This is a genomic window from Paenibacillus sp. FSL W8-0186 (assembly GCF_037969765.1).
GTDB lineage: Bacteria > Bacillota > Bacilli > Paenibacillales > Paenibacillaceae > Fontibacillus > Fontibacillus woosongensis.
This window is the reverse complement of record NZ_CP150207.1, coordinates 1,579,409-1,603,949: the sequence shown is the minus strand read 5'-3', so window position 1 is coordinate 1,603,949 and position 24,541 is coordinate 1,579,409. Positions and strand designations below refer to the sequence as shown.

The 24,541-nt window shown below is 50.4% G+C and carries 25 protein-coding genes; 1 reads left to right on the top strand and 24 read right to left on the bottom strand.

The window, feature by feature from the left end:
* Positions 1-25: 25 nt before the first annotated feature.
* The 21 genes from MKX50_RS06875 to MKX50_RS06775 form a co-directional block, all read right to left on the bottom strand.
* Complete coding sequence (locus tag MKX50_RS06875) at positions 26-1,315, bottom strand: nucleotide sugar dehydrogenase (RefSeq protein ID WP_213589244.1); 1,290 nt, start codon at positions 1,313-1,315, stop codon at positions 26-28.
* 93 nt (positions 1,316-1,408) lie between these two features.
* Entirely contained in the window at positions 1,409-2,341 is a 933-nt protein-coding gene (locus tag MKX50_RS06870; RefSeq protein ID WP_213589246.1) for a glycosyltransferase, read from the bottom strand.
* A 96-nt stretch (positions 2,342-2,437) separates the two neighbouring features.
* Positions 2,438-2,845 carry a hypothetical protein gene (locus MKX50_RS06865; RefSeq protein ID WP_213589249.1) on the bottom strand — a complete coding sequence of 136 codons (408 nt, stop codon included), beginning with the start codon at positions 2,843-2,845 and terminating at the stop codon, positions 2,438-2,440.
* 138 nt (positions 2,846-2,983) lie between these two features.
* Positions 2,984-3,703 (bottom strand): glycosyltransferase, encoded by a 720-nt coding sequence (locus MKX50_RS06860; RefSeq protein ID WP_213589251.1) that lies wholly within the window; start codon positions 3,701-3,703, stop codon positions 2,984-2,986.
* Positions 3,700-4,632 carry an NAD-dependent epimerase/dehydratase family protein gene (locus tag MKX50_RS06855; protein ID WP_213589253.1) on the bottom strand — a complete coding sequence of 311 codons (933 nt, stop codon included), beginning with the start codon at positions 4,630-4,632 and terminating at the stop codon, positions 3,700-3,702. The genes MKX50_RS06860 and MKX50_RS06855 overlap by 4 nt, the downstream gene beginning before the upstream one ends.
* Positions 4,629-5,456 carry an SDR family oxidoreductase gene (locus MKX50_RS06850; RefSeq protein ID WP_339158906.1) on the bottom strand — a complete coding sequence of 276 codons (828 nt, stop codon included), beginning with the start codon at positions 5,454-5,456 and terminating at the stop codon, positions 4,629-4,631. The genes MKX50_RS06855 and MKX50_RS06850 overlap by 4 nt, the downstream gene beginning before the upstream one ends.
* Positions 5,453-6,439 (bottom strand): polysaccharide biosynthesis protein, encoded by a 987-nt coding sequence (locus tag MKX50_RS06845; RefSeq protein WP_155609510.1) that lies wholly within the window; start codon positions 6,437-6,439, stop codon positions 5,453-5,455. The genes MKX50_RS06850 and MKX50_RS06845 overlap by 4 nt, the downstream gene beginning before the upstream one ends.
* Positions 6,429-7,523 (bottom strand): UDP-N-acetylglucosamine 2-epimerase (non-hydrolyzing), encoded by a 1,095-nt coding sequence (gene wecB / locus MKX50_RS06840; RefSeq protein ID WP_213589257.1) that lies wholly within the window; start codon positions 7,521-7,523, stop codon positions 6,429-6,431. The genes MKX50_RS06845 and wecB overlap by 11 nt, the downstream gene beginning before the upstream one ends.
* Positions 7,524-7,539: 16 nt before the next feature.
* Positions 7,540-8,988: a glycosyltransferase family 4 protein gene (locus MKX50_RS06835; protein ID WP_339158904.1), complete on the bottom strand. Its 1,449-nt coding sequence runs from the start codon at positions 8,986-8,988 to the stop codon at positions 7,540-7,542.
* 63 nt (positions 8,989-9,051) lie between these two features.
* The gene (locus tag MKX50_RS06830) at positions 9,052-10,185 is read right to left on the bottom strand and encodes a glycosyltransferase (RefSeq protein ID WP_213589261.1); all 1,134 of its coding nucleotides are present in this window, start codon (positions 10,183-10,185) and stop codon (positions 9,052-9,054) included.
* Between the two features lie 37 nt (positions 10,186-10,222).
* Positions 10,223-11,311, bottom strand: a complete 1,089-nt coding sequence (locus tag MKX50_RS06825) for a DUF3880 domain-containing protein (protein WP_339158902.1) — start codon at positions 11,309-11,311, stop codon at positions 10,223-10,225.
* A 475-nt stretch (positions 11,312-11,786) separates the two neighbouring features.
* Complete coding sequence (locus tag MKX50_RS06820) at positions 11,787-12,140, bottom strand: hypothetical protein (RefSeq protein ID WP_339158900.1); 354 nt, start codon at positions 12,138-12,140, stop codon at positions 11,787-11,789.
* Complete coding sequence (locus MKX50_RS06815) at positions 12,137-12,487, bottom strand: restriction endonuclease subunit S (protein WP_213589267.1); 351 nt, start codon at positions 12,485-12,487, stop codon at positions 12,137-12,139. The genes MKX50_RS06820 and MKX50_RS06815 overlap by 4 nt, the downstream gene beginning before the upstream one ends.
* A 23-nt stretch (positions 12,488-12,510) precedes the next feature.
* Complete coding sequence (locus tag MKX50_RS06810) at positions 12,511-12,798, bottom strand: nucleoside-diphosphate sugar epimerase (protein WP_213589269.1); 288 nt, start codon at positions 12,796-12,798, stop codon at positions 12,511-12,513.
* 123 nt (positions 12,799-12,921) lie between these two features.
* Entirely contained in the window at positions 12,922-14,274 is a 1,353-nt protein-coding gene (locus MKX50_RS06805) for a glycosyltransferase family 2 protein (protein WP_339158897.1), read from the bottom strand.
* Positions 14,271-15,305: a GT-D fold domain-containing glycosyltransferase gene (locus MKX50_RS06800; RefSeq protein WP_244996351.1), complete on the bottom strand. Its 1,035-nt coding sequence runs from the start codon at positions 15,303-15,305 to the stop codon at positions 14,271-14,273. Before MKX50_RS06800 ends, MKX50_RS06805 begins: the two co-directional genes overlap by 4 nt.
* A gap of 45 nt (positions 15,306-15,350) precedes the next feature.
* Positions 15,351-16,082 (bottom strand): sugar phosphate nucleotidyltransferase, encoded by a 732-nt coding sequence (locus tag MKX50_RS06795; protein ID WP_339158895.1) that lies wholly within the window; start codon positions 16,080-16,082, stop codon positions 15,351-15,353.
* Between the two features lie 27 nt (positions 16,083-16,109).
* Positions 16,110-16,856 (bottom strand): glycosyltransferase family 2 protein, encoded by a 747-nt coding sequence (locus MKX50_RS06790; protein WP_339158893.1) that lies wholly within the window; start codon positions 16,854-16,856, stop codon positions 16,110-16,112.
* Positions 16,853-17,845, bottom strand: coding sequence for a glycosyltransferase family A protein (locus tag MKX50_RS06785; RefSeq protein ID WP_339158891.1), 993 nt, complete (start codon positions 17,843-17,845; stop codon positions 16,853-16,855). Before MKX50_RS06785 ends, MKX50_RS06790 begins: the two co-directional genes overlap by 4 nt.
* A 116-nt stretch (positions 17,846-17,961) precedes the next feature.
* Entirely contained in the window at positions 17,962-18,777 is an 816-nt protein-coding gene (locus tag MKX50_RS06780) for a glycosyltransferase (RefSeq protein WP_213589275.1), read from the bottom strand.
* A 195-nt stretch (positions 18,778-18,972) separates the two neighbouring features.
* Positions 18,973-20,130, bottom strand: a complete 1,158-nt coding sequence (locus MKX50_RS06775) for a glycosyltransferase family 4 protein (RefSeq protein ID WP_213589276.1) — start codon at positions 20,128-20,130, stop codon at positions 18,973-18,975.
* 202 nt (positions 20,131-20,332) lie between these two features.
* Between MKX50_RS06775 and MKX50_RS06770 the strand changes: the two genes are divergently transcribed.
* Positions 20,333-21,424, top strand: a complete 1,092-nt coding sequence (locus tag MKX50_RS06770; RefSeq protein ID WP_213589277.1) for a YheC/YheD family protein — start codon at positions 20,333-20,335, stop codon at positions 21,422-21,424.
* A gap of 60 nt (positions 21,425-21,484) precedes the next feature.
* Here the strand turns inward: MKX50_RS06770 and MKX50_RS06765 are convergent, their stop codons facing one another.
* The 3 genes from MKX50_RS06765 to MKX50_RS06755 are packed head-to-tail and all read right to left on the bottom strand — an operon-like array spanning position 21,485 to position 24,498.
* Entirely contained in the window at positions 21,485-22,285 is an 801-nt protein-coding gene (locus MKX50_RS06765; RefSeq protein WP_339158889.1) for an energy-coupling factor transporter transmembrane component T, read from the bottom strand.
* Positions 22,282-23,892 (bottom strand): ABC transporter ATP-binding protein, encoded by a 1,611-nt coding sequence (locus MKX50_RS06760; RefSeq protein WP_213589280.1) that lies wholly within the window; start codon positions 23,890-23,892, stop codon positions 22,282-22,284. Before MKX50_RS06760 ends, MKX50_RS06765 begins: the two co-directional genes overlap by 4 nt.
* 3 nt (positions 23,893-23,895) lie before the next feature.
* Positions 23,896-24,498 (bottom strand): ECF transporter S component, encoded by a 603-nt coding sequence (locus MKX50_RS06755; RefSeq protein ID WP_213589282.1) that lies wholly within the window; start codon positions 24,496-24,498, stop codon positions 23,896-23,898.
* Positions 24,499-24,541: the final 43 nt, after the last annotated feature.

Sequence of the window (24,541 nt, the reverse complement as noted above, 5' to 3'; positions counted from 1 at the left end):
TTAATTCATAAGTTATAGCCTACTCTTACGCCTTATCTATCCGCCCTCCGCCAAGCACTATAACTTTGGCCTTTCCGGCCAGGCCTGCCGTAGCATTGCGTGTATCGAAGACAAGCCGCGAATGCTCCAATACCTCCACAAGCGGCAGCTCCCGGTGGTCAGTGGCAATGATGACACAGTCCGCAAGACGAAACTCCGATTCGCTCGCCCGTGTTGATTGAAGTGCAACTCCCTCTATATCCAGCTCCTTAATGTAAGGGTCGTAATACAATACCTTAGCTCCCTCCCGGACAAGCAGTCGAATCAGCTCAATTGAACTGGAGCCCCGAATATCCGCTACATTCTTCTTGAAGGTTACCCCCAGTACTAATATTCTGTGCCCCTTTAATTCGTCATGACCTAACGCTTCCTTTACTTTGGACAGGACGTAGGCCGGCATGCTTTCGTTGATGCGGGAAGAAAGCTCTATAAATGAGCTGCTCCCTCCGATTTGCTGCGTTTTCCACTGCAAATAATGCGGATCTACGGGAATACAGTGTCCCCCGATGCCTGGCCCTGGATAGAATGCTGTATATCCGAACGGCTTGGAAGAGGCTGCTTCCACGACTTCCCATACATTGATGTTCAACTTATCGCACAAGACAGCGAACTCATTGATGAAAGAGATGTTCACAAAACGAAAAGTATTTTCAAGCAGCTTCGTCATTTCAGCCGTGTCTGTGGAGGACACTTTAATTACCTTGCTAAAAACAGTCTGATAGAGCTGTTCCGTCCGGTTGGCGCAATTTTCCGTTACACCGCTAACGATTTTGGGGATACCTGTTAGCGGAAACTCTTCGTTGCCAGGATCTACCCTTTCCGGGGAGAAACCGATAAAGAGATTCTTGCCCGTCGTAAGTCCGCTTTGTTCCAACAGGGGTAATAATACTTCCCTGGTCGTTCCAGGATAGGTCGAGCTCTCTAAGGTAACAAGCTGGCCGGGCTGCAAATGATCTTTCAGACTCTTGGCGGCATCGATAAGAAAGGAAAGATCCGGCACATGCTCCTTGGTCAAGGGGGTAGGCACGCAAATAATAATGCACTCGGCAGATTTAATATTGCTAAAATCATTAGATATGCATAATCTGCCCTGCTGAACAGCATTTTCGATGACCTCGTCCGCAACATCAGCGATATAGCTTTGGCCTCTTTTCAAACTCCGAATCTTATCCTGATCCAGATCTATCCCGATGACACTATACTGCTTCTCGAGGAACGCTGCAGCCAAAGGCAATCCAACATAGCCAAGCCCGATAATGGCAATGGTTCGACTCAATTTCAGCCCTCCTTCTCCAATACTGCTAGAGTAATATATGAAGGAGGAATTGTATTAGCTTGGACTTCTGGCTTTAGTTACGAGACTAAATTTTCATCTGCTTTTCACTATATTCTGAATAATTGTAAGAAGTTTCTGCGCACGGACTGCTGTCGTATGCTTCTCATGAATAAATTCGTAGCCTTGTCTCGTTATTTGCTCACGCAGGGCATCATTCTCCGGCCGCAAATAGAACTCTACCTTCTCTTCATAATCTCGCTCCGAAATCGCAACGAAATGTACTCCCGGCCTAAAGCCCAAATCTCTTAAATCCTCGTTCGGCGGGGCCATTAATAGCGTATAACTGGCCAGCACTTCGAAGTATTTGCGCAAAGAATATTTATAAATAGAATCACATGTCAGAAAGATTTTTGCACGGTTGGCTTCTATGGCAAACTTTTGAGCAACCAGCACTTGTTGATCAGATTCGAAATTGACATACCCCGGGTGCTTATGAAAGACAAAGCCCGGCCTTCTCATATACGTATTCTTCATTAAATGACGCAGCGGATATATTCGCCGGTTGATGGCTCCCATGAGCAAAATATCAATGTCCTTGGGCTGATTATAGTTTTGAAATACGGTAGGTTCGGCAAAATGGGGCAGCCAGTGTAATTTCCCCTCATATTCGGGATATCTTTGGCGAAAAGCGCTGCGGTAAATTGTAAAGATATTCTCCGGCCTGTTAGCCAGAAACTCCCTTCGCTTGTCAACATGTCCATGGAGGTCATGCATAATCATTCCCCAAGGGATTTGCAGATCGAATACCCCTTCTACCGGAGGACAATGCGTCGAGTGAAACATATCGTTCAACAGGATAAAATCGGGGGTAAACGGTATCCGTTGCAGAATCTCGTCCAGCCTGCCTCCCTCGTGACAAAGCGCCAGATCAGCATGCTTCGCCAGCTCCAACTGCAAATAATGAAAATTCCGTTCTAAATACTGGCTGAAATCTTTCGTAATAAATAATATTTTAAGCCGCTTCATTAGCCTCATCCTTTCCGAGGCGGCTTTCAAGATTTTTCAAGAAAAAGCTCGAAAGCCTGCCTGATTTATCTGACAAGCTTTCGTACAAGAACAATATTAAGGGGTTGACGCCATGCCGACGAATGATTCTGGGCCGTTTCGAACCGATGTCGAGATGCCGGACACGTAGCTGCTGTAAATGGTTTCCGGTGCAGCCGGCGCATGAATATCAGCAGCCACAAAGTTCGTCAATTGGGTATCTGTAGATTCGCTGACCACATTTTCAATTCTATAGATGACATTCTGGGGAGCGTACGTCGCCCCCCGTACAATTTCAATCGTTACTACATCACCGATGTCCCCGAGAATTCCTATGGAACCGTGCAGGATAACGATCGGATTAGGGACGTTTTGTGTTTGCAGCCCTATGATGCCAAATAGCTCCGGCGATGAAGACAGCGGAGTTCCAGGAAACCCCGGCCGATTTGAATTAACGGATGTTCTTGCATCCAAGAAAGTTCCCAAAACAAGCCACCTCCTGAAAATTTAAAAGTTACAATACTATATGCTCGTTCATTCAACATCGCTTAGACAGTTAACATAAGGCATATGCTTAAATCGAGCCTTTAAACGATAAATATGAATATTGCAGCCCGATCTAACTCATACATCCCGATGGCGGTGTATCAGGCGATGGAAAGGCCTTCTGTATCTGGAGCGTACGGAAGCAATTTCTTGTACGATGGAAGATTCATGACGGATCGTTCCCATCCCGGGATGGCGGCGATAAGCAATTAAGGGCTGGTTCACATAGTGAAATGAGTATCCCGCCAACAAAATTCGGCACCATAAATCATAATCATGGGTGTAAGGGAGTCTCTCGTCGAAGAGTCCTACCCGCTTAAGCAAGCTGCGCTTGATCATCACGGTACAGCCGTTGATAGGATTACCACGGGTCAATATCTCCAGCAGTTCTCGGCGGGTCATGGGCAAAGCGCCTGCCCCAAATTGGGTCACTGTTCCACTCTCATCGATATAATTGAAATTCGTGTGGGAAATGACCGCTTTGTGCCGCAGCATCTCATGTAGCTGAATGCTGATCTTCTCGGGATAAAATATGTCATCCGAGCTTAGCCAAGCGATATAATCTCCCGAAGCATGGCGTATTCCGTGGTTTAGTGCAGTAGCCGTGCCCCCGTTTTGCTTGCCCAGATAATGAATACGATGCCTATAAGGCGCGAGGAGCTCCGCGTAGGAAGTAGAGCCGTCGTCCACCACAATGATTTCAATATTGGAATAAGTTTGAGCCAGAGCGCTTGATACCGCCTGCTCTATATAAGGGCAGTTATAGAAAGGAATGATAATGCTGACCTTTGCACTCATAAATCATCCGCTTCCTCCCTTCGATAATATTGCAAAATATCGCTTACCGAGACTTCCCAAGGGATTGCCGGACTCCATCCCATCCTGTTCAGCAGCTCAGGCTGTATAAGGGCAGCCCTTTCCGGAATACCTTCTGCTGCTGCTTCAAGGACATCTTCCTCGAGCGGACATTCCGTCTCAGCCAAATTAATGAAGCTCTGACATACGTCACCAAGTCTTCTCTCCACTCCGGAACATACCGGATACACCGTGCCCGCACTTCCTTGGCGCAGAAGCAATTCATAGGCGTCTACCGCATCTCTGACATCGAGAAAATCCCTTGTTGCGCTGGCTGATGACAGCCGGAAACGCGGTCTGGGCTTCCCTCGTTCCAGCGCGGCAATATATCCCGCCAGCAGGGAGCAAATGCCCGTAGATGGGCCGGGACCGACAAGATTGCAAGGCTCTGCCAATATAACATGTTGATGGAACAGTTCCCCCCATGCCAGGGAGATCACTTCTTGAATGGATTTGCTCAGTCCATAAGGATGAGTTGGCTCTACAGGGAAACTCAGGTCAAATTTCAGGCGCGAGCCAGCAATTAATATGGGGATTCCCTCCCGCTCCCTCAAGGCGTTTAACAAATGAATCGTCCCCAATATATTGCTCTCCATATATAGGATAGGATTGGCCCAGGATTCAGGAACAGAATTTTTGCCGGCAAGGTGAAGTACATAGCGGGGAGATATGCGTTGAACAAGCTCGCATATATCTGCCGGCCTCTTCAAATCGCACACATGATAATCCACATGATCTATGGGGGACAGTGTTTTAAGGGATGAATGGGATCGAACAATCGCAGCCACTCTATAGCCTTTTTCAGCCAGTCTTTTGCAGGCATGCTGTCCGGTAAAGCCGGCGGCTCCGGTAACTAGTACGGTGCCTTTCATGTTCTTCCCATCCAGTCAGCCATTTCCTCAATCATGCCGCGAAAAGAAGGCAGGGCAAAATGAACATCCTTCCGAGTCGATACCAATGTGCGATCCATGACCGGCTGATCCACGGGAACAATGGTTACATCCTGCTTATTCCAAATCTCCTGAAATAGCTTCAGCATATCATGCTTCGTGAAGGTTTCTGGATGAGCAAGGTGCACCAGCCCGGATAAGGAGGAGTCCAGTACAGAATCGATGGCCTTCGCTAATTGAATCGTTGTCACTCCGTTCCAGAGAACGCGACGATACCCGTTTACTTTTCCTTTTTGGCCTAAGAACCACTGCAGCAATCCGATGCCCTGATCACGGATTTCGGGACCGATTATCGATGTCCGAATCGTAAGATGCCCCTCATCCCGAACCTCTCCTAGCGCCTTTGTGACCGCATAGGTGGATGTACCGTCAGTTAAGTCATTTTCCGTGTACTTCCCTTTACTACCAAGGAATACGCAGTCCGTACTAATGTGGATTAGCCGGGCAGACAGCGCGTCTGCTGCCCGCCGGAGACGGTGCGGGAGGAATCCGTTAATATGGTAAGCGGCTATTGTATTCTGGGCCGCGAAATGGTTCAGCACACCTACGGCATTAATGATGACATCCGGCCTGACGAGCTGAACGGCCCGTTCTACTGCTGAAATGTCATCCACATCAAGAATGAGCGACCCGGGGTCGCTCGTGTCCCGGGTCGTATAAAATACGCGATGCTTCCCCTGCCGCTGGAAATAACGAACCAATACATGACCTGCCATTCCGTTACCGCCGATGATGAGTATTTTCATGATATGAACCCTCCGCGAATCAGTAAATTCCGGATTTCGTCTTTATCCATTAAATTATGCTCCGAGCTGAAGCTCTCAAACGGAACAAGAGGGTACTGGCTGTATCGCTCCTTTAATTCTGGAATATCCAAATTGGGGAGAATAACCAGGTATTCTCGATCGTACACTATGGTAGTCATGCTCTCGTATTCACTCATCAGAATCTCGTGTATTTTCTCGCCAGGGCGGATCCCAGACTCGATAATCTCCACATTTTCCTTGCCCGACGCCTCAATCAGCACCTCTGCTAAATCAACAATCCGGCAAGTCGGCATAGACATCACGAAGATTTCCCCGCCGATACTTTCAATAGAAGCCTTGAATAGCAAGCTGATAGCGTCCGGAAGTGTGAAAAAGAAACGCGTCATTTTCAAATCTGTAATGCGTACATGATTTTTATTGGCTATCTGGCTTTTAAATAAATGAACTACACTGCCATTGGTGCCAAGTACATTTCCACCGCGCACACAGACGAACTTCGTATCGCTTTGCAGCAAGTTGGCATACACGATCAGCTTCTCCCCGATCGCCTTGGTCATGCCGTAGAAATTAGAGGGATTTGCCGCCTTATCCGTTGAAATATAGATTACCTTTTTCACTTTATTTTCCATTGCTGTCTCAATGACATTCTGTGTGCCGACAACATTCGTCTTCAAAGCCTCATAAGGCTGATCTTCACAGACGGGAACATGCTTCAATGCAGCCAAATGATATACGATATCCACATTCTTGCAGGCATCCATCAGGGCTTCTTTATCGCGAATATCACCGATACGGAACGTGAGTCGCGGATCCTCAAATGCCCGGCTCATAGCAACCTGGGTAGACTCATTACGTGAAAATACGATGATTTCCTTCGGCTGCTGAAGCAAAAGCTGCTTAACCAGCTCATATCCCCATGACCCGGTTCCCCCGGTTACGAGAATGACTTGATTAGTGAACATTCACCTTCCCCCCCAGCACGAATTTAACAACCTTTTGCGAGACTCGTTCTTCCAAGTATCCTTCGGGACAAGACCAGGACCGCTCCAGACCAATCATCAGCTCCACTGCAGCCGCGATTCTCTGTGAATCGAGTCCGGATACGACGTTGCTGCCGCAATCCACGGTTTCGGGCCGTTCTGTCGTTCTGCGAATCGTAACCGTGGGCACTTGCATGATGCAGCACTCTTCCTGTACGGTACCGCTATCTGTTAAGGCGCAGCGGGCATGCCGCTCCAACTTCACGAAATCGAAGAAGCCGAAGGGCTCATGGAACTCGACTAACGGATTCATTCTTATTTTCAAATCGCTGTCGATCCGGGACTTCGTTCGGGGATGAATGCTGCAGATTAAACGCTGGCCATGGGCCTCGGCTACTTTGTTCAATCCCTCCATGATCTCTTGCAAATGGCCGGGATGATCCACATTCTCCGCACGGTGCGTCGTAACCAGAAAATACTGGCCCTGCTTGAGTTTCAGCCGATCCAGTATATCGCTGTTGGCAATGAAGGGCTCGTAATGCTTCATGACCTCATAGATCGGATTCCCCGTCAAAATAATTCGCCTACTCGGAACCCCCTCCGCTAGGAGATGCTGCTTGCTTTGCGGGGTATAAGGCATATTAATTGTAGATATCGTATCTATTAGTTTGCGATTCTTCTCTTCAGGCACCTCTAGATCAAAGCAGCGGTTCCCTGCCTCCATATGGACAACGGGAATACCCATCCGCTCAGCCAATATGGCGCACAGCGCACTGTTCGTATCACCAAGAAGCAGGATCCGGTCCGGCCGCTCCGCGCTTAATATCGATTCCATCTGCGAGAACATGGCCGCCAGTTGATGACCTAGCGTAGTATTGCGGTTTTTAAGAATATAATCCGGCTGTCTGAGACCGAGCTCTTGAAAAAAAATATCACTAAGACTGGTATTGAAGTTTTGCCCGGTATGCACGAGTATATGCTTATCGGCATAACGATCCAGCAGAGGAATAATCAAGCTGAGGCGAATAATTTCCGGACGTGTTCCGAGGATCGTCATTATCTTCACTTTCTCATCTCCCTGTTCACAGTCTCTTCTTATCTTTTCTTCTTCGCATATGGCTAACCCGCCGGATGGAGCGTATACTCCGCGCGCCGCGTTTCACTCGAGCCTCGCTTCCCCTACGCCCCCGTTTTAGACGCTTCAGATTCATGACGAGCTTTCGGCTCTTTATGCTCTGCAGCCGTCTTCGCGCAGAGGGCAACAGCCTGGCCTTTTTAGCCCTGCGCCGAGTCTTTGGACTCGATCGTACGGGGCGAAGCGAAGGCAGATCTGCCACAGGGACCGCACTAGGAGTCGCGCGGCCAATATGGTTCAACATGGCCTGCAGATTAGCTTCATAAGCCTCAGGACCGAAGCAGGCTTCAATCTGAATTCGGTTGTTGCGGCCGACGGATTCTATTAAATCCGGCTCATCAAGGAACCGGGATACTCTTGCGCTAAGCTCGGAATACTCTCCGACAGGAGCGAGAAACGGCTGATTTCCTGTTAATCGCAATATTTCTTCCAGGCCTCCGGAAGCATAAGCAATGACCGGCTTTTCCATGATCATGGCCTCCATCGCCGTTAGGCCGAAGCCTTCCTCCTTCATACTAGGGACAATAACCACATCCATCGCGCTAAATGCTGATTCGATATCTGACACATAATCGATAAATATGAACCGTTCCGCATAAGGGGATTCGGTGATCCTTTGCCGAAGCTTAAGATAAAACGGGTTACTCAATTCAGCGCCGATAATCACAAATTTGCTCTGCTGATATTGCCCTGCCAGTATCAGGGCTGCTTCGATAAAATGATCCGCACCTTTCTCAGGGATCAAAAAAGACGATATATAGCCAATCACCCTGTCATCGGAATTCACTTTCCATTGCTGTCTCTGCTGCTCGCGCAGCTGCGGCCACATATGGGGGTTAAAATCACTCCAAGACCAAGAAGGATATAATATTCGGAGTTTCCCGGCAGAGCAACCGCGGAAAGGGGCGGCTGCAGATTCCGAAATGCATACAATCCAGTCACTGTACTGGTCGATATTTCGAATAGAAGTTCCCGTATAATCGTTGCTGGCAATCACTTCGGTAATATGCCAAATAACGGGGACACCCATAGATTTCGCTGCCATTGCCGGGACCACGTGGGTGCTGGTATTAACTAGTACATAATCCGGCCGTTCTGCGGCTAGAAGCCGGGAAGTCTCTTTAAACGCTGCTCCCCTCAGCAAATCGTCGGCATGCTGCGCTAAACCTTCATGAGGCAAACACATTCCGTATAGGAGCGGAATATTCTGTACAATCGTTCTTATGCCGCATCTGCCGGCTAGCCGTGTTAACAGTCCTTCTTTGGGAACGACGATGACGCACTGGAAATAAGGCGATAATCTCGTGGCCAGAAAGAGCAGCAGCTTCTCCGCTCCTGTAATATTCCTCTTGTTGCAAATATGCGAGAACAACAACAGCTTCTTCAATTTTGACATAATGGCCTCTCCTTCTAAGGGGCAAGGAGAGCCTCACCTCCCTGTACGGTAATGACAAACCGGCTAACTAAATATCCGGCTGAGCATTTCATGAAGTCGGTGGGAATACGTATGCTCGCGATACGTTCTTTCCAAAGCGCGCAGCGCAATCTCACGCCGCTCCGTCTCATGATCCAAATAAAAATTAACTTTGTCGTACAGCTCGCTTGGATTGCTGAAGGTCTCGATTTCCTGGCCTGGAACATAGAAGCTGGCCAAGTCATCCCGCACATCAGCAAGCTGCAATGTTCCGCAGGCGGAGATTTCAAATGTTCGGGGATTGGGAGATGCAGCCGTAAGGCCGACCGAATTGTTATTTACGGTCGTATCATAAGGAGAACGGTGCATATTCAGCACGATTTTTGAGCCGCTATATACTTCTGCCGTTTCGCCAGGCCCCATCCATTTACCAATTTCAATCCGGTCTGGATAGGATGCATATTCAGGCAGCCGGTCCCACCAAATTCCATTAATCGTTAAGCCCTTTTCCATGAGGCCGCCAATGATCGGCTGCAAAAATTCAATCCGATTCCAGTAGGCCGAGCCGATAAAACTGATTGCACGCCGAACAGGGGAACGGGTTAACGTAGGGCGGTAATGGCCTACATGAGCTGCAAAAGGTAAATAATGTACATTGTTGCACCCTGCAGAACGGTAGAAATCCAGGCAATTGCGCTCCAAGGTAAATACATAATCATAATGAGGCGCAGTTCTTATGGTTATATCCGTGTAATAAGGATCATCCGTCAGCCAAATAGCGGTTCGAATCCCTTTAGCACGTACCGCGTCTACTTGCTCAACAGGCAGCTCCATCCCATCCAGTACAAGCATCAAATCAGGCAAAGAGCTCGACGCAAGTTCCGACACCGGCTGCTTGGGCCCCGCTACGCTCACTTCTGCTGCCAGCGTTTGGAGAGTCGCAATAATGGCCTCATCGATGGGAGCATAAGGGAAGCCCTTGCCTGAGGACACATAGAGAACCTTTAAAGCTCTTTTCGGGAAATGAATAGGGGCTGCCTCCACGATCGCTTTTGCACGCCCGCGTAAATATCCCTCCTCGAAGCCATGCTTTAACCCAGCCTCCCTTCCCCTCCTGCTTGAATCATGAGCTTCTCCTTCCCGTATAGCCGTTGATTGTAAATCCGAATGAACGAACATATCGTCACTCCCTCTTGATTATCGCGTCGCTAGTTGCTTACTTGATTTCCAATGCAGCAAGCAAACTTGTAATACGCCGATGAAACGTATGCTTGGATCGAGTCGTCCACAAGGCGCGCCAGGCCATTTGGATACGTTCATGATCGTGGCTCAAATAATAATCGATTTTAGCTTGAAGCTCAGCCGCATCAGCAAATGTCTCAATGTCATACCCTGGTTTATAGTGCTGTGTCAAATCGCTCCGGCAATCCGTCATTTGCAATGTTCCGCATCCGCCGATCTCATAGGTTCTAGGATTAATCGAGCCCCCGGGAATGTTCAGCCCATTCCGGTTATCCGATCCGGCCTCCGTAGGACGATGAAGATTAATAACAATTTTGGCCCCGTTATAGTACGACACCGTCTCTTCTGGCTCGATCCATTTGTTGCTAATGAACCTGGACAACAGGTCATAGTTAGCCAGGCGCTCCCAATGCTGCCCCGCAATGAACACTTTTTTGTCTTGCAGGTAGGAAGCCATCTGATCAAATAGCTTTACTCGGTTCCAAAAAGCATTGCCGATAAAGCAAATATCGTAATGGTATTGCAGTGAAGAACGCACCGGGCGAAACATTTGCGGATTCGCCGCAAGCGGAAGATAATGAACCCTCCGGCAGCCGATTCTCTGATAGAGCTCGACGCATTCCAGTTCATGCGTAAATACTTCATCATAGGCTGGAGCCATCCGAACCGTATCATCCGTAAAATAGGGGTCGTCGACAAACCATATCGCCGTACGGATTCCCAGCCCGCGGATGGCCTGGATTTGCTCCTCATGCTCAGGAGGAAATACATGGAGACCATTCATTACGAGGACCAAGTCAGGGCGGAAGGAGACCGCCATAGCCAATGCGGACCCAGGGGCGGCCACAGCGGACTCTTCCGTCAGCTCGCTTAGCGCCTCCGCTACCCCGCGATCGATCGCCTCGAAGCCTTGAGGAACATAGAGGACGCGGCATTTGCTTTTGCTGGGCGATTCTTGCTTAGAGACTCGCTCCAGAACAGCCTGGCACCCGCCGAACCTATAGCCCTCAAGAAACCCATCCTGGTAGGCTTTGCTAGTATCCGGATTATTCAAAATTTCCAAGGCATTCATCCTATCTATATTGAAATTTCCTAGGTCTGTATAAATATATGCTTGGAGGGCATGTGCATCATGGACGACTACCCGGAAACCTCATAAATTGGCGAATGCCACGAGAAAGCGGGCCTCCCCGGTAGTGCCGGAGTAATAGCCCGCTTACAGTCAAACTCTATTCTTATAAGATAATTTATGGCCATCTTCAAAGCCTTTAGAGAATCCCGAATTGAATCCCTCCTGGTAGGCTTCATCATAGGCCTGTTGAAACAAGGCCGGATCATGTACCGGGGGCGCTGGCAAATCAACTGGCAGTTCTTGCTCTGGAATCCCTGCTGGGGAAGTTACAGCGCGAGCCGGCGAAACGGCCGTTTTTTTCCGCCGCGATCGCACACGCCTGATTCTGTGGCCCGATTTCCGGACAAGATGCCTGCGTCTGCGTCTAACTAATCGTTTGTGTTTGCCCCTTAAACCTGTTTTTCTTCTAACCAGCTTTGTTCGGCGTTTTCGCCGGGTCTTGGTCGTTAACATGGATTAAATCCTCCCGTACTCCTCGGGCTGCGATGTTTGCCGGGTAACAAGAATCCATAATCCAAGGCATTGAAGGAGTTCCATAGTGTACTTGATGCAGTCTAATACCGCATACCGTTTGCGCAATGGCTTGCTGATACCTGGCCAGAACTTGGATATTATGAGCTAAATGGCGGGCCGTCTCAGCCGAATGATCCGTCACATCCGCCAGACTGTCCAAAATTCGCGCCATCGCTGTTTGGCTCCTAGCAATCGAATCTATCAGCCGCAGCTTAGATGCCTCGACAGAGCCGATACCCGCTGTCATTTCTCCGTGTCCTCCAAATCAAAGGAACCGCTGAATAATCCGTCAAATCCGCCATCGTCAGAGCCCGACTCATCCTCATCGGATGTAAGCACAGCCTTCAAATTACTGTTAAAACCGCTCTGCAGCTTAGTTAACCCGTCTATCACTTCAACCAGCTGTTCATGAATATCGAGCGGTTCTGACAGCATCTTCTCGTGGCTTTCGAAGCTCCCCCCGTGCACATGGTTCATAATCCAGTTGCGCGCTTTTTCAACCTCTACTGCCTTTGCCTCTAAAATCATAGCCACATTCCATTGAACCTTGGCTGCCGCATCCAACACATTCATAAAAGACTGCTCTCTGCTCATGATATCATCCTCACTCTAGCAACCTATTCTTCATCCTGATCTTTTAACTCCTTGACCACGAGCTCCAAATTTTCCGCCATGGCTTCCTGCAGCTCGGCAATTGAATTCAAATAGGAGACAACACTCTTGTTAATCCGCCCTGCGCTTTCAATCAACCCATCGGTCCCATCGAAAGCCGGTTCAGCATCAGGAATAGCATGAATGATCTGCGCTATTCGTACTGCAACCTGCCTCTCCGCATCGAGGATTCGCGCGATTTGCGCATGTGAGTGGGACAAATGAATGATGAGTTCTGTGATCTTCTGTTCCACCGGGATTCCCCCTACTTTACTCGATTATGCCGGGTACAAAAGTATGATTGTGCATCGGTCCCGGCTTCACCTGTTCCAGCATATGCGAGGCTCACCCTCGCCGTTACTGCCATGAACGGGGATTTATAGATCCTCCGATTTCAATCGGGGAGGCGGCAGGATCGGCACGCCCTCCTCGAACTTTCTCAACTCCTCTGGTGAAATAGGATCCGGCTCGATAGATAGACCCCAAAGGCCGCAAGCATAATCTGAAGCAATTTCTCGCAGGCGGCCTTGATCGACTTGATATAAATAGCCGTTCCCGCACCGAACTACCGCCCCCTCCCGCACAAATCCTTTTTCCTGATAAGCGGATTTCCCCCTTGAATACCTGGTTCCCGTAGGAATTTGTACCAAATCAATGACCGATAGCCTAGTCGGATTATTCGGCATGTTACCGGACGACGTATCAATGAACGGATATTTAACGCCGTGCTCCAGCCAAAATAGCCTCCCAGCCCCTTCCACCCAGACATGCGTCGGAAAAAAATCACTGGATTTACGAGGGCAGAGCCTGCCCTTTTGGGGATTCAAACGTTGAACAAGTTCAAAGGGTTTTCCCCATTTCTCATGGAAGAGGCTCTCATTCCTATGATTCACGACTGAATATTGATCTTCGCCGAGCCCCTTCATGGTCACGCTTCCGATATGATGGACGAATGTATCCCCCGCAATAATTAAATGCTTGCCCTGCAGCCGCAGGCGCAGCATCCAATCATCATCCTCAAAGTTTCCAACCTCAAATCCCTCATCAAAATAGCCAACCTCTTCAAATAGCTCGCGTCGAAATAATACACAAAAGCCTACAAGCCGATCGGTTTCCCGCCATTTGGATCTGTCCGCCACATTGTAATTCGCCGCGAAAGATTCCATTTCCGATCGGCTGACATAATCAGTATCTATCTGCTGCTCGCCGCCGATATAATTCGTAACCGGACCGATCGCCGCATTAGGATTGCTCTCCAGTACGGCGAGCATTTGCTTAAGCCAGCGTTCAGACACGATAACATCGTTATTTAACAGCACGATCTTTTGCCCCTTGGCCATCATCAATCCAGTATTTACAGCGCTAGCAAATCCTAAGTTCTTGCGATGGCTGCCGACGCGAATTGCGCCCCTTCGCCGCTGCAGCGCCTCAGCTGTTCCGTCTGTAGAGCCATCGTCAACAACGATAATTTCATAGGGCTGCTCTGTATGAGCTTCGATACTGTCTATGCACTGCAGAAGCAGCTCTTTTTGATTATAAGTAGGAATAACAATGCTCGTGCCTTCAAAAGGAATGGCAAAAGTGCGCTGCCCCTCCTCTAACCCAAGCCGGTAACCGGCCTGAAATCCGGCCCGATACTCCACAGCAGATTTCCGCTTTGAGCGGTTAATCGCCTCTGCCCGTTCCTTCTGCACAGCCCGGCGCAGAGGCAGATACCCTCCTCGGCTCATCCATTCACCTCCACTCCCGGCAGCAAAAAGGTCCCCCCGCTCACCAGCAGATCTGCTAAATGCCCTATGTCAAATGACACCTTGCCTAATTCTTGAGCGATGGCTGTGCAAATCATAACAGCGGCTACCCCGGCTGCTACCAAGGCAAGATCAAATTCAATCGAAGCGGCTTGTTCTATAATCCGCTGCACGTCATGCACTCCCTTAACCGGAGTGATGATTCCGGTAACTTCCAAACCGCGGCTGCCTAGCACGTCCGCTAATCCGGCCGCCTTATTTCCGATAAGAAGCAGCTGCCGCCCGGAAAGCATTCGATATAGCAATCCTTGTTCATGCAAGGCGTAGTTCACCGTAGAGAAAGTCATTCTCAGCATACGGTGGGATATGCCGTGCTGATTCAAGGCCGGAAATAACAACCCTTGGAACGAAGGATGACGAGAGACGGGAATTCCAACGATATTCGCTTGGCGGATGGATTCCGCCAATGACCGGCGGGCAGCCGTATCAGGAAGTGTTACTCCCGCGTAGGGCAGGAATGGCCCCAAAAGCTTGGCCTCTTCCACGGAAATGATCATATCATGTGCCAAGGTGAGGACTTCCCCGTCGCCGAGACGTATGACTGATAACGGCTGCCGCTGTTCCAGAGCACGAATGACTGCCGCGCATACTGCCGTGGGGGACATGACTGGAACGAGCGACGCTGTTACTTGCTGAATCCCCAAGGCAATTACGTCGTCTATAGTAAGATCCGGCAGCAAGGTGAAAGGAGGGAGCTGGCGTTCTACCTTGGCTTCACCACCCTCATAATAACCTTGCCGGTAACCTTCGTCATAGTTACAGCCTGCGGCCTTCCCTGGTATAGCTATATCCTCTTCGAGAGGATCGGCCGAAGGCGCAAAAGAGGATTCCACAGAAAGCCGTCCATTTGCCAGTCCCGACCGGTTCCGTGACGGCGCTCGCTTCCCCGTCCTTGTGCGGCGTCTTGCCCTGTTCCAATTACGCCTTCGGCGCCTTGCCCGTCTGCTGTGCATTCTATCCAATTTATGCTCCCTCCTCTCACTCATTATGGTGATTGTTTAAGGAAGCACCCCCCTCATTCGCACCCCAGCCTCCAGCAATGATTCGAATGTTCCTGCATCTCCCCACCATAATTGGAGAATATCGTATTCCAGCTTCCCATCTCTAGCGTATAAATTGTTCACATCGGTAATTTCCAGCTCGCCCCGGGCAGAACGGCTGATCGCATGAATTCGATCAAAGACCACATCATCATACATGTAGATTCCCGTCACGGAATAGTTGGATTTCGGTTTTGCCGGCTTCTCTTCAATATAGGAGATCAATTCGGGACGTGACTGGTCAAACACCGGAACCCCATACCTTCTAGGATCATCAACCGGTTTAAGCAGCACTCTCGCACTTCCGTGGCCTTGCTTCATAAAACTCTGAATATAGGGCGTCAAGTCATCCAAAAATAAATTATCCGCTAAGAGCACAACAAACTTCTCTCCGGGCACAATAAAGCTATGAGCCAAATTTAGAGCCTCGGCAATGCCGCCAGCGGTTTCCTGTATGCGATATGTCAGGTTTACCCCCAGACTCTCCCCGCTACCCAAATAATTGGTATATAGTCCAGCAGATTGCTTGCCAATCACAAGAAGAATATCCTTTATACCTGCTTGCCGGAACCGTTCGATGCCATAGCTTATCATCGGATAGCTCCCGACCGGAAGAAGATGTTTATTTATGATTCGAGTCAACGGGTGAAGGCGGGTTCCCGTTCCACCCGCCAAAATGACGCCTTTCATCTGCTTCCCTCCCCAAAGCCGTTTTTGTCAAAGATATATCCATGGGTCGATCCCCCATTTATCGATAAATTTCTGGCGGTTGCTCTCGATCAAATCGTTCCAGCCGCCTGGATTTGCTGACGCAAAGCTGGCGCTTCCTGCATGATATACGAGTGTATCCCCGCTAATAATCAGCCGAAAGCCATGCTGACGGGCACGGTAGCAGTAATCATCATCCTCGTAATGCCCTGGCGAGAATCGCTCGTCGAACTGTCCGACGATTTCCCACAATTTTCGTTTGAATAAGAAGCACAGGCCGACAATACGCTGGGCTTCGAGCCACTTGGCCGGATTTGAGCGGTTATGCCTGCATGCAATTTGCATGAACTCTTCCTGTGTCTCCCATACAACATCCACTTGCTGGCGTCCGCTCGCATAGTTCGTAACCGGCCCCACAATTCCTACGTCTTCCGCACTGTAAAGCGCAAGAAGCATGTTGGACAGCCATTGCGGTGTTACGTTGACATCGTTATTCAGAAGCAGCAGTTGGTCGCCGGAAGCAATGGCAAGCCCTCTATTGCATGCTGCCGGAAATCCTTCGTTTGTAGGCAGCGCTATAAATGTAAGACCTTCTTGAATGCAATATTCCTGCGTCCCATCCGTAGATCCGTTGTCGACGACGATAATTTCATACGGAACTTCGGTATGCCGGCGGATCGATTCGATGCAGGAGACTAGCAATGACAATCCGTTGTGAGTCGGGATAATGATGCTGGTCAGCTTTGTCTCGCTCATCTGCCATTCCTCTTTCTAGCCAGCTCGCTCCGCGGCAGCCTTGTCATATTCAGTCTGCGCCCCTGCAGGCGCATTACCGCTTCAAACGCTTCAATATGATCGCCAAGGATCAGCCGGGATACTTCATTTCCGTCCCCGACATTGCCGCTGCGCAGCCGGTTGTTCCTCACCACATCCACCGGGCGTGGAGCCCGGATCTTCAATCCCTGCGCGATCGCCAGCGCCAGCGCCTTCGGCGGCACGATTAGCGCTGTGGCTCCAAGGGAAGCCAGGGCACGTCGGGACAAAGCATGGGGAACAGCCGTCAAGGAATTTGCCTTCAAATCGGGGCGCCCCAGCATATAATTAAGAAACATCTTGCTGTGGGTCACAGCATCCTGTTTGGAGAATGGCGGCAGGTAGGGGGAAATGTCATTCAGAACCACATCAATCCCATTTTCGACTTCCACTAGAAATGGAGCCAAGTCCTCAGCAGCAAGGACAATGTCGCCGTCCGCGAACAACACGGTATCGCCGCTAGCAAGTGAGGCTCCGATAGCGCGAGCCACGTCATGCCCCAGCCTCTCGGGGTAGCTTACTACCGTTACTCGCTCATTGCTTTCGATTGAACGGAAGCTGCCGTCCTTGCACCCGTTCAGTACGACGATAATTTCCTGAATGGGCAGCCGAAGCAATTCAGCTATAACGGCTGCGATCGTGCTCCCCTCATTGCAGGCAGAAACAACCGCTGACGCCTTACCATACAGCGGCAACGGAATTCCCTGTACCGTCTGCTTTGCGAACTTGTTGTACCCGCGGCGGTATGCATTCGAAATGGCCAGCACGCTGCGCCAAGGCAGTGTTTCATTGAATTTTTCCCCATACCATTCCTTATAGGAAGTCTGCATATGCTCATACGAATGCGGGTTTTCCGTCTGCGACACAGCCGCGGCATTACCGGCACGATAGGCCTTCTCCTCAAGCTCTTCCCATCTCATTCTGGATTTCATTTGCGGTTTTGAAGTTCTATTCCGCTGCTGATGGCTGGGGCGTCTTCGGACTTGAAATTGATCAGCAGAGCGCCGTCTGCTAATCAACATCTCGTATTTTCTTCTTGGCATGCTTCTCACCTCACCTTGTCTCGCCTGCGCCCGAGATCCCCATATCCCCCACGCGGGCCTTGTTCTAGAATGAGTCGATGCACAGCTTCCAAATGATCTCTAGCGATCAGGCTGGTTAGCGGATCAGCTCTCCTGTTTTTGTATTTAATCGGATTTATTCTGCCGACTTGAATGGCATGCACGGCTTTTACTTTGCATCCTCGAAGCACCGCAATGGCCAGGGCCAGCGGCGGCACCTCCAGCGCGCTATATCCTATGGATTCGATCGCCTTGCGGCTTATGGCATGAGGAACCGCCGTCAGGGAAGCTCCTTTCAAATCGGATCGGCCCAACATGGCATTCAGCGAAAATTTAGCCAACACGACGGGATGAACTTCCCGCCCTGCCATGGGCCCCGAGTAATCGTTCAAAGCCACGTCCACTCCCCCGTGTATCGCCTTGACGAAGGGGCGAAGCTCCCTAGCGGGAATAACCATATCGGCATCAATAAATAACAATATTTGTCCTCTTGCAGCCTCTGCGCCGACACGGCGTCCAACGTCATGTCCGAGCGGCTCCGCAACCGCGATGACGCGGGCGCCGCATCTCCTGGCCAAGGATTCTGTTCCATCCGTCGATCCGTTAGCTACGACGATGACTTCACTGCGAGGATGAACCCTGTGAGCTTCATAGAGAACGCCCTTTATTGTATTTCTCTCGTTCATCGCTGGAACAATGATAGACACTGCTGGGTTTGGATGATTTGTCACGCGCCAATTGGGCCGTTTGTAGTATGGGATCTGCCGCGCAGAGCGGCGTGCCAGCTTGCGTTTCCTAAGCATGTTATTCACCTCCCTGTCCCAGCTGCTTCTGCAATGGAGAACGAATAGGGCTTTTTGTACTACCTTTTACAGTGTATGTTTGCAGGGGGGCGTTGCAACGGCAAACGTACAGTCCTTTTCCGGCCGAAAAAAGACAAAAGACTATACTCGGGCGGATCGTTCCGCGAATCCGAGAATAGTCTTTTGTTTGGCCTGCTACCTGTTTGCTTCCTGGCCTTGCATCAAGCGGACCCAACGGGCCGAAGTATGCTGCCAGCGAAACCTGCGGCGCGCCAGCTCCCGGCCTGCCCGCCCCATCTTCTTGCGCATCTCTTCGCTGCCAAGCAAAGCAACAATGCCCTTCGCCAGATCCTTGGGCATAGAAGCCGGCGGAAGGAGCATTCCCGATTCTCCGTCAATGACGACTTCGGGGATGCCTCCAGCCCGGCTGGCCACGATGGGAACCGCCGAAGCCATCGCCTCAACATTGACCAAACCAAAGGCCTCTTCTTCCCCGGACGGGACGACGACAAGATCGGCCAAGTTATACCAATCGGCAACGCTTGGATAAGGTGCATACGGGAGAAACGCCACTCTATCCCCAAGCGACTCCGCCATTCTTTTCAAGCGCCTGACATACTGACTCTCCCGGTTGATCCCATAATATGCGCCGCCTACAATAACGAGCATCGCATCCTTCTCTTGCTGTAAGACTGCAGGCAGAGCCTTGAGCAAATGATGAACTCCCTTGGAAGGCAGCAAGCGGCCGATGAACAGAATAATTTTACGTTGCCTCCACCCCAAATCCGCAAGCCTGGCCTGTCTTAAGTATTCACCGGGCGAAGTCCACCGTGGCGTGAAATCTTCGAGACTTACCCCCAGTGGATTAACGGAAACCGGCGTCTGGAGCGATGGAAAACGCCGCCGAAGCTCCTTGTGCAAAAATTCGCTGTTCACGATGATTCGATCCACCTTATCCAATAAACAGCGCATCCCTGCAGCCGACTGATAGGAGGCAGAAAAAAAAGTCGTTGAATGAAAGGTCAGGAATACCTTGGCCATAGGCAGCCTGCTCTTCAATTGGTAAGCAAGCAATGGACGATTATGAACATCGATTCGGTCAGGATGCCACTTTCTCAAATGGCGCAGCAGCGAAGTTAAATATAGCCTGCCGCCAGGCATGCGAAAGCAAGGGATAGCTGCCGGGCTCCCCGGGCTCTGGACCTGGCCGTCCGATAAGCCGAATATTCGAATATCCAGTTCGCTTGCAGCCAATGAAGCCACCTTCTCGATTACCCGTTCGACGGAGCTGCTATGTCCTGATGGAATCATAAAGGTTCCTGGCGTAATGACGGCTACTTTTACTCTGCTCATTCGATCCGCTTCCTCCCCGCAAAATTACACTCACATTCCAAAATATGCATATTCCCCCGGTAAGGTTAATAACCCCAGAAAGCATCCTGCAGGATGTCCTTCGCCCTAAAACAGGCTGTTGCTACAGCACAGTCGTCCACGCTTTTTAGGACATTACACATAAATTATTCGTAAGAGACATAAACAAAAAGGAGGAAAATCCATGGGGCAAGACCGTGTCGGTATTCTGCTAAATTCCAGCATGTACCGGGGAATTCCCCAGCGTAAAACCGGCCAGGAATCAATAGCTAATTATGAAGAGGCGGCGCGGGCGAACGGATTCATTCCTTGCTTTCTGAGATTAGGGGATATCGATACCGGATCAAACAGATGTGTTGCGTACGTACAGGATGGCTACGATTATGTCAAAAAGACGATCCCTACGCCGAGGGTCATTCATAACCGTGCTCTCTACAAGGACGCAGGCTCGCACCGTAAAATCAACTCCCTTATATCACAAGGGGTTTGCATCTTTAACGTAAACAACCGTTATGGAAAAAACGTCATCCACCGTATCTTGCAGGAGGACCCTCGTCTATCAGAATATCTTCCGGAAACTGTGGAAGCTTCTCCCGCTTCTCTGCGAAGAATGATGTCGGAATACGACGATCTTGTGCTGAAGCCTGTACGAGGATCGGTTGGCTACGGAATTATGAGAATCCAGCGGGACGATGCGGCCTGGAAATTAATGTACCCCGGCAGAACAAAAAGAGGGTGGATTACGGACAGAATCGCCAAAGAGAACGTTCCGGCATGGCTTCATCGCAGGTTCGTCCAAACCCCCTATCTCATACAGCAGCGCATTCCGCTTGCTGAATACGATGCCAGGCCGCTGGATCTGCGCGTTACCGTTCAGCGGGGCGCTTTCGGCACATGGGGCATCACTGGGATGTTCGTCAAGATCGCTCCCAAGAACAGCTTCCTCTCTAACCTTGGCAAAGGGGGACAGCCATATCCCATAGAAGTGCTGGCGCAATGTCTTCCGCCAAAAACGGTACCCGATATCCTTTGCCATGTAGAATATGTTTCGCTCTCTATTGCGAAGCATTTATCCTCACGCCTCCCTCTGCTCGCAGACCTCGGGATCGACATTGGCTTGACTGAGAATGGGCAGCTCTATTTCATCGAATGCAATGGCAGAGATCAGCGTTACGGTTTCAGAAAGGCCGGATTGACAGGCATTTGGAAAGATACGTATCAGCGGCCTATGGATTTCGCGAGATATTTATATGACCGAGATAAAATTCAAGACTGACATAACTAATAGAAGTCCAAATTCGCACAGGCGAATCTGGACTTCTATGGTTCGTGCTATTCAGTATCGTACATCCAAAATTCCAAACAAAGGATATATATTCGCCAGACTGTAAGCCACTGCGAATGCAGAGGCCAGCAAAAGCAGCAGCCCCAGATCGTATAACGTAAATTCAGAGGTATAATAATAGGTTCTGCGCCGGCTATTGTGGAACGACTTGGATTCCATAGCTACCGCTACGCGGTGAGCCCGGCGAATGCTTTGCGATAACAGCGGCACAGCATACAGCTTGGCTTGCTCGATCCAGCCGCGGATGCCGCGGCTATGCCGTACCCCGCGAATCTGCAGAGCGCTGCGCCGGATCAGGAACTCCTCCCATACCATCGGCAGCAGCCGGACCGAGGCCATGAAGCTATAGGCGTATTTCGGTGCAAGCTTAACTTTCTGCATCAGGGCATAGAACAAGGCGACCGATGAGGTCGTTAGTACATACAGCAAACCCTCAGCGGCAAAAGTAACCGATTTGAAGCCGATATGAATTCCCCGATAGAAGCTTTCCTCTGATATGCGGATGATTCCCCATTTCCACCAAAGCGTATCCCCTTTGCCAAAGAGGATCATCGTAATGGAGGAGGATACAAATACAAACAGCAGAGGGAGAAGCAGCAGCATGATTTTCCATGGAGGATGCCCGCTCATCAGAAATAGAACGAGAAAGACAGCTATGGCCTGATAAGCAATAAAATCCAAGCTATGCGTAAATAAGGTCAATAGAAACAGCAGCACAATCATCCCCAGCTTGGCGGCAGGATTAGCACGGTGCAGCCAGGTTGTTCGCCGAGGCGTTAGAAATTGTTTCATCGGTTCCCCTCTTCCTGTGCAAGGTGCCTTATCCGCTCTCCCCGCTCTGTCCTCCGCTGGGACACGACTGTTCCTTCCCGGACCTCCCAATGATGGGTTGCAATGATATCGGCAATCTTCTCTTCATGCGTCACCATGATAATTGAGGTTCCCTGTCGGCGCAGCTTCTCGCAAACCTGCAGAATCGCAAAGGTATTTACGGCATCCTGGCCAAAGGTTGGTTCGTCCAGCAGCAGAATAGGTTTATTCAACACCGCTGCGCCAGCCACGCTTAATCTCCGCTTTTGCCCAAGGGAGAGCTGATAAGGATGGCGGTGATTCAGCCCCTCTAATCCAAAGGTCAACAAAGCAGCGTCGACCCGCTCCGCTACGAGCTTCTCCGTTAATCCTTCGAGCCGCAAGGAAAAAGCGATTTCCTCTGCCACCTGCTCAGCAACGAATTGAAATTCTGGATTCTGGAACACAAAGCCGATATGGGATGCAGCCTGCTCTATACGCTTATCTCGCTTGTTCCTGCGCCAGCGGCCTTTCCTTGCGCTCTGGCCGAACGGCCTGTCATCCAAAGGCTCTCCATTTAGTAAATAAGCTCCTTCCGAGCGGAGCAGTCCCATCAGGCTCAGCAGCAGCGAGCTCTTTCCCGCTCCGTTTGGCCCGGTAATCGCAATGAAGTCTCCTGGTGAAACGGAAGCCTGCTCGATCTTAATGACCGGTCTACCGTGCCTGAGGCCCTTGAACCGGGAGAGCTCCAGCAGCTTTAAGGTCGCTCCAGAGGATGCCGGCGCATCTTGGAGAATTGGTTCAAGAAGCGCCTCTCCCTCCGGCGATAGGAAATAATGCTCCCATACACCGGGATACCAAATACCGAACTCCTTCAGCTCGGATTGATACGTGCTGAACACCTCTTGCGGCGTTCCCTGTCCGAGCAGCTGTCCTTCCGGGCCAAAGAGAATGATCCGGTCGACAAAACCGGCAATTTCCTCGATCCGATGCTCGACAATAATTAGCGTCCGGTCGGGGGAGACCTTCTTGACTGTCTCCCAAACCTGTTCCCGGCCTTCCGGATCAAGCAGCGCAGAGGGCTCGTCTAGAAAGAGCACCTGGGGATTGGAGAGCAGCACAGAGGCCAGAGCCAGCCGCTGTTTCATCCCCTGGGACAATGTGTCGATCTGGACATGCAGCTCCGGCAAATGAAGGCCGACCGCCTCGAGAACCTCTCCCATTCGTTCCTGCATCTCGTTTTGCGGAACGGCAAGATTTTCGAGAACAAAGGCTAGCTCCTCATCCACATAAGGCATGCAAAATTGGGTATCCGGGTCTTGAAACACGAATCCCCAGGATGGGGGCTGTATCCGCTCTTCGCAGCGCATAGGCACCTCGACAAGCGAAGGTATAATACCTGAGAGCACCTGCAGCAGGGTAGATTTCCCGCTCCCGCTCGGGCCCAGCAGCAATACCTTCTCCCCCTGTTCTACATGCAGAGTAAGATCTTTAAAAACGAAGCGTTCCTCACCCGGGAACTTAAGCCGAAGCCCGGTTACGCCCGCTGCTATAGCCGCTGCCCGGTTCTGCTGGTCACTTGCTGCGGCGGATGTCAATATAGGCATCATCGCTTAATCGTCCAGCGCCGCATAATCTTTATCCTCAACAGGACGCAGCAAATTGGTTACCCCCGTAGCCTCTACTGCCTTCACGATTGCATATGCCAAGTATCCGCAAATCAGGGCAGAGCTGATGGCGCGCATGCCGTATTTGGCAATCAGCAGCCAGGTTTGATAATCCTGGATATATCCATAATAAATGTCCGGGATCAGCGAACCTACCGCTGCGGCTACACCCGCCAAAGCCGCCACCGATGCCGAATAGTTCTTGTAGCGGAATGCCGCGAATACCAATTCGGCGCCCAGCCCTTGGAGCACACTGTACATGACAAGCTGTATGCCCCACTCGCTGCCGAACAATATCGATACGTGCGCGGCGGCAATTTCAGCGATTAGAGCTACGCCAGGCTTGCGAATCAGTAAAAATACCAGCGTCGACGCCATGAACCACATACCGTAGACAAGCTCATCCGCCTGTGGAAAAAACGAGAACAGATTATAAACCGCGCTCCAAAAATAATAAACTACTCCCAGGACGATTGAGACGAAAATCGTTACGAGCAAATCGCTCAGCTTCAGCCCCCGACCGCCTTTTCTTTGTACTGCATTTTGCATTACCGTCATCTCCCCTTCTTCTTGCCTCTTTGAAATAGTATGG

Excerpts from the sequence above, each read along its gene's own strand:
- MKX50_RS06870 (WP_213589246.1), bottom strand. The coding sequence starts at position 2,341 with ATGAAGCGGCTTAAAATATTATTTATTACGAAAGATTTCAGCCAGTAT.
- MKX50_RS06860 (WP_213589251.1), bottom strand. The coding sequence starts at position 3,703 with ATGAGTGCAAAGGTCAGCATTATCATTCCTTTCTATAACTGCCCTTAT.
- MKX50_RS06855 (WP_213589253.1), bottom strand. The coding sequence starts at position 4,632 with ATGAAAGGCACCGTACTAGTTACCGGAGCCGCCGGCTTTACCGGACAG.
- MKX50_RS06850 (WP_339158906.1), bottom strand. The coding sequence starts at position 5,456 with ATGAAAATACTCATCATCGGCGGTAACGGAATGGCAGGTCATGTATTG.
- MKX50_RS06845 (WP_155609510.1), bottom strand. The coding sequence starts at position 6,439 with ATGTTCACTAATCAAGTCATTCTCGTAACCGGGGGAACCGGGTCATGG.
- MKX50_RS06835 (WP_339158904.1), bottom strand. The coding sequence starts at position 8,988 with ATGTCAAAATTGAAGAAGCTGTTGTTGTTCTCGCATATTTGCAACAAG.
- MKX50_RS06830 (WP_213589261.1), bottom strand. The coding sequence starts at position 10,185 with ATGTTCGTTCATTCGGATTTACAATCAACGGCTATACGGGAAGGAGAA.
- MKX50_RS06820 (WP_339158900.1), bottom strand. The coding sequence starts at position 12,140 with ATGACAGCGGGTATCGGCTCTGTCGAGGCATCTAAGCTGCGGCTGATA.
- MKX50_RS06815 (WP_213589267.1), bottom strand. The coding sequence starts at position 12,487 with ATGAGCAGAGAGCAGTCTTTTATGAATGTGTTGGATGCGGCAGCCAAG.
- MKX50_RS06805 (WP_339158897.1), bottom strand. The coding sequence starts at position 14,274 with ATGAGCCGAGGAGGGTATCTGCCTCTGCGCCGGGCTGTGCAGAAGGAA.
- MKX50_RS06800 (WP_244996351.1), bottom strand. The coding sequence starts at position 15,305 with ATGCACAGCAGACGGGCAAGGCGCCGAAGGCGTAATTGGAACAGGGCA.
- MKX50_RS06795 (WP_339158895.1), bottom strand. The coding sequence starts at position 16,082 with ATGAAAGGCGTCATTTTGGCGGGTGGAACGGGAACCCGCCTTCACCCG.
- MKX50_RS06790 (WP_339158893.1), bottom strand. The coding sequence starts at position 16,856 with ATGAGCGAGACAAAGCTGACCAGCATCATTATCCCGACTCACAACGGA.
- MKX50_RS06785 (WP_339158891.1), bottom strand. The coding sequence starts at position 17,845 with ATGAAATCCAGAATGAGATGGGAAGAGCTTGAGGAGAAGGCCTATCGT.
- MKX50_RS06780 (WP_213589275.1), bottom strand. The coding sequence starts at position 18,777 with ATGCTTAGGAAACGCAAGCTGGCACGCCGCTCTGCGCGGCAGATCCCA.
- MKX50_RS06775 (WP_213589276.1), bottom strand. The coding sequence starts at position 20,130 with ATGAGCAGAGTAAAAGTAGCCGTCATTACGCCAGGAACCTTTATGATT.
- MKX50_RS06770 (WP_213589277.1), top strand. The coding sequence starts at position 20,333 with ATGGGGCAAGACCGTGTCGGTATTCTGCTAAATTCCAGCATGTACCGG.
- MKX50_RS06765 (WP_339158889.1), bottom strand. The coding sequence starts at position 22,285 with ATGAAACAATTTCTAACGCCTCGGCGAACAACCTGGCTGCACCGTGCT.
- MKX50_RS06760 (WP_213589280.1), bottom strand. The coding sequence starts at position 23,892 with ATGATGCCTATATTGACATCCGCCGCAGCAAGTGACCAGCAGAACCGG.
- MKX50_RS06755 (WP_213589282.1), bottom strand. The coding sequence starts at position 24,498 with ATGCAAAATGCAGTACAAAGAAAAGGCGGTCGGGGGCTGAAGCTGAGC.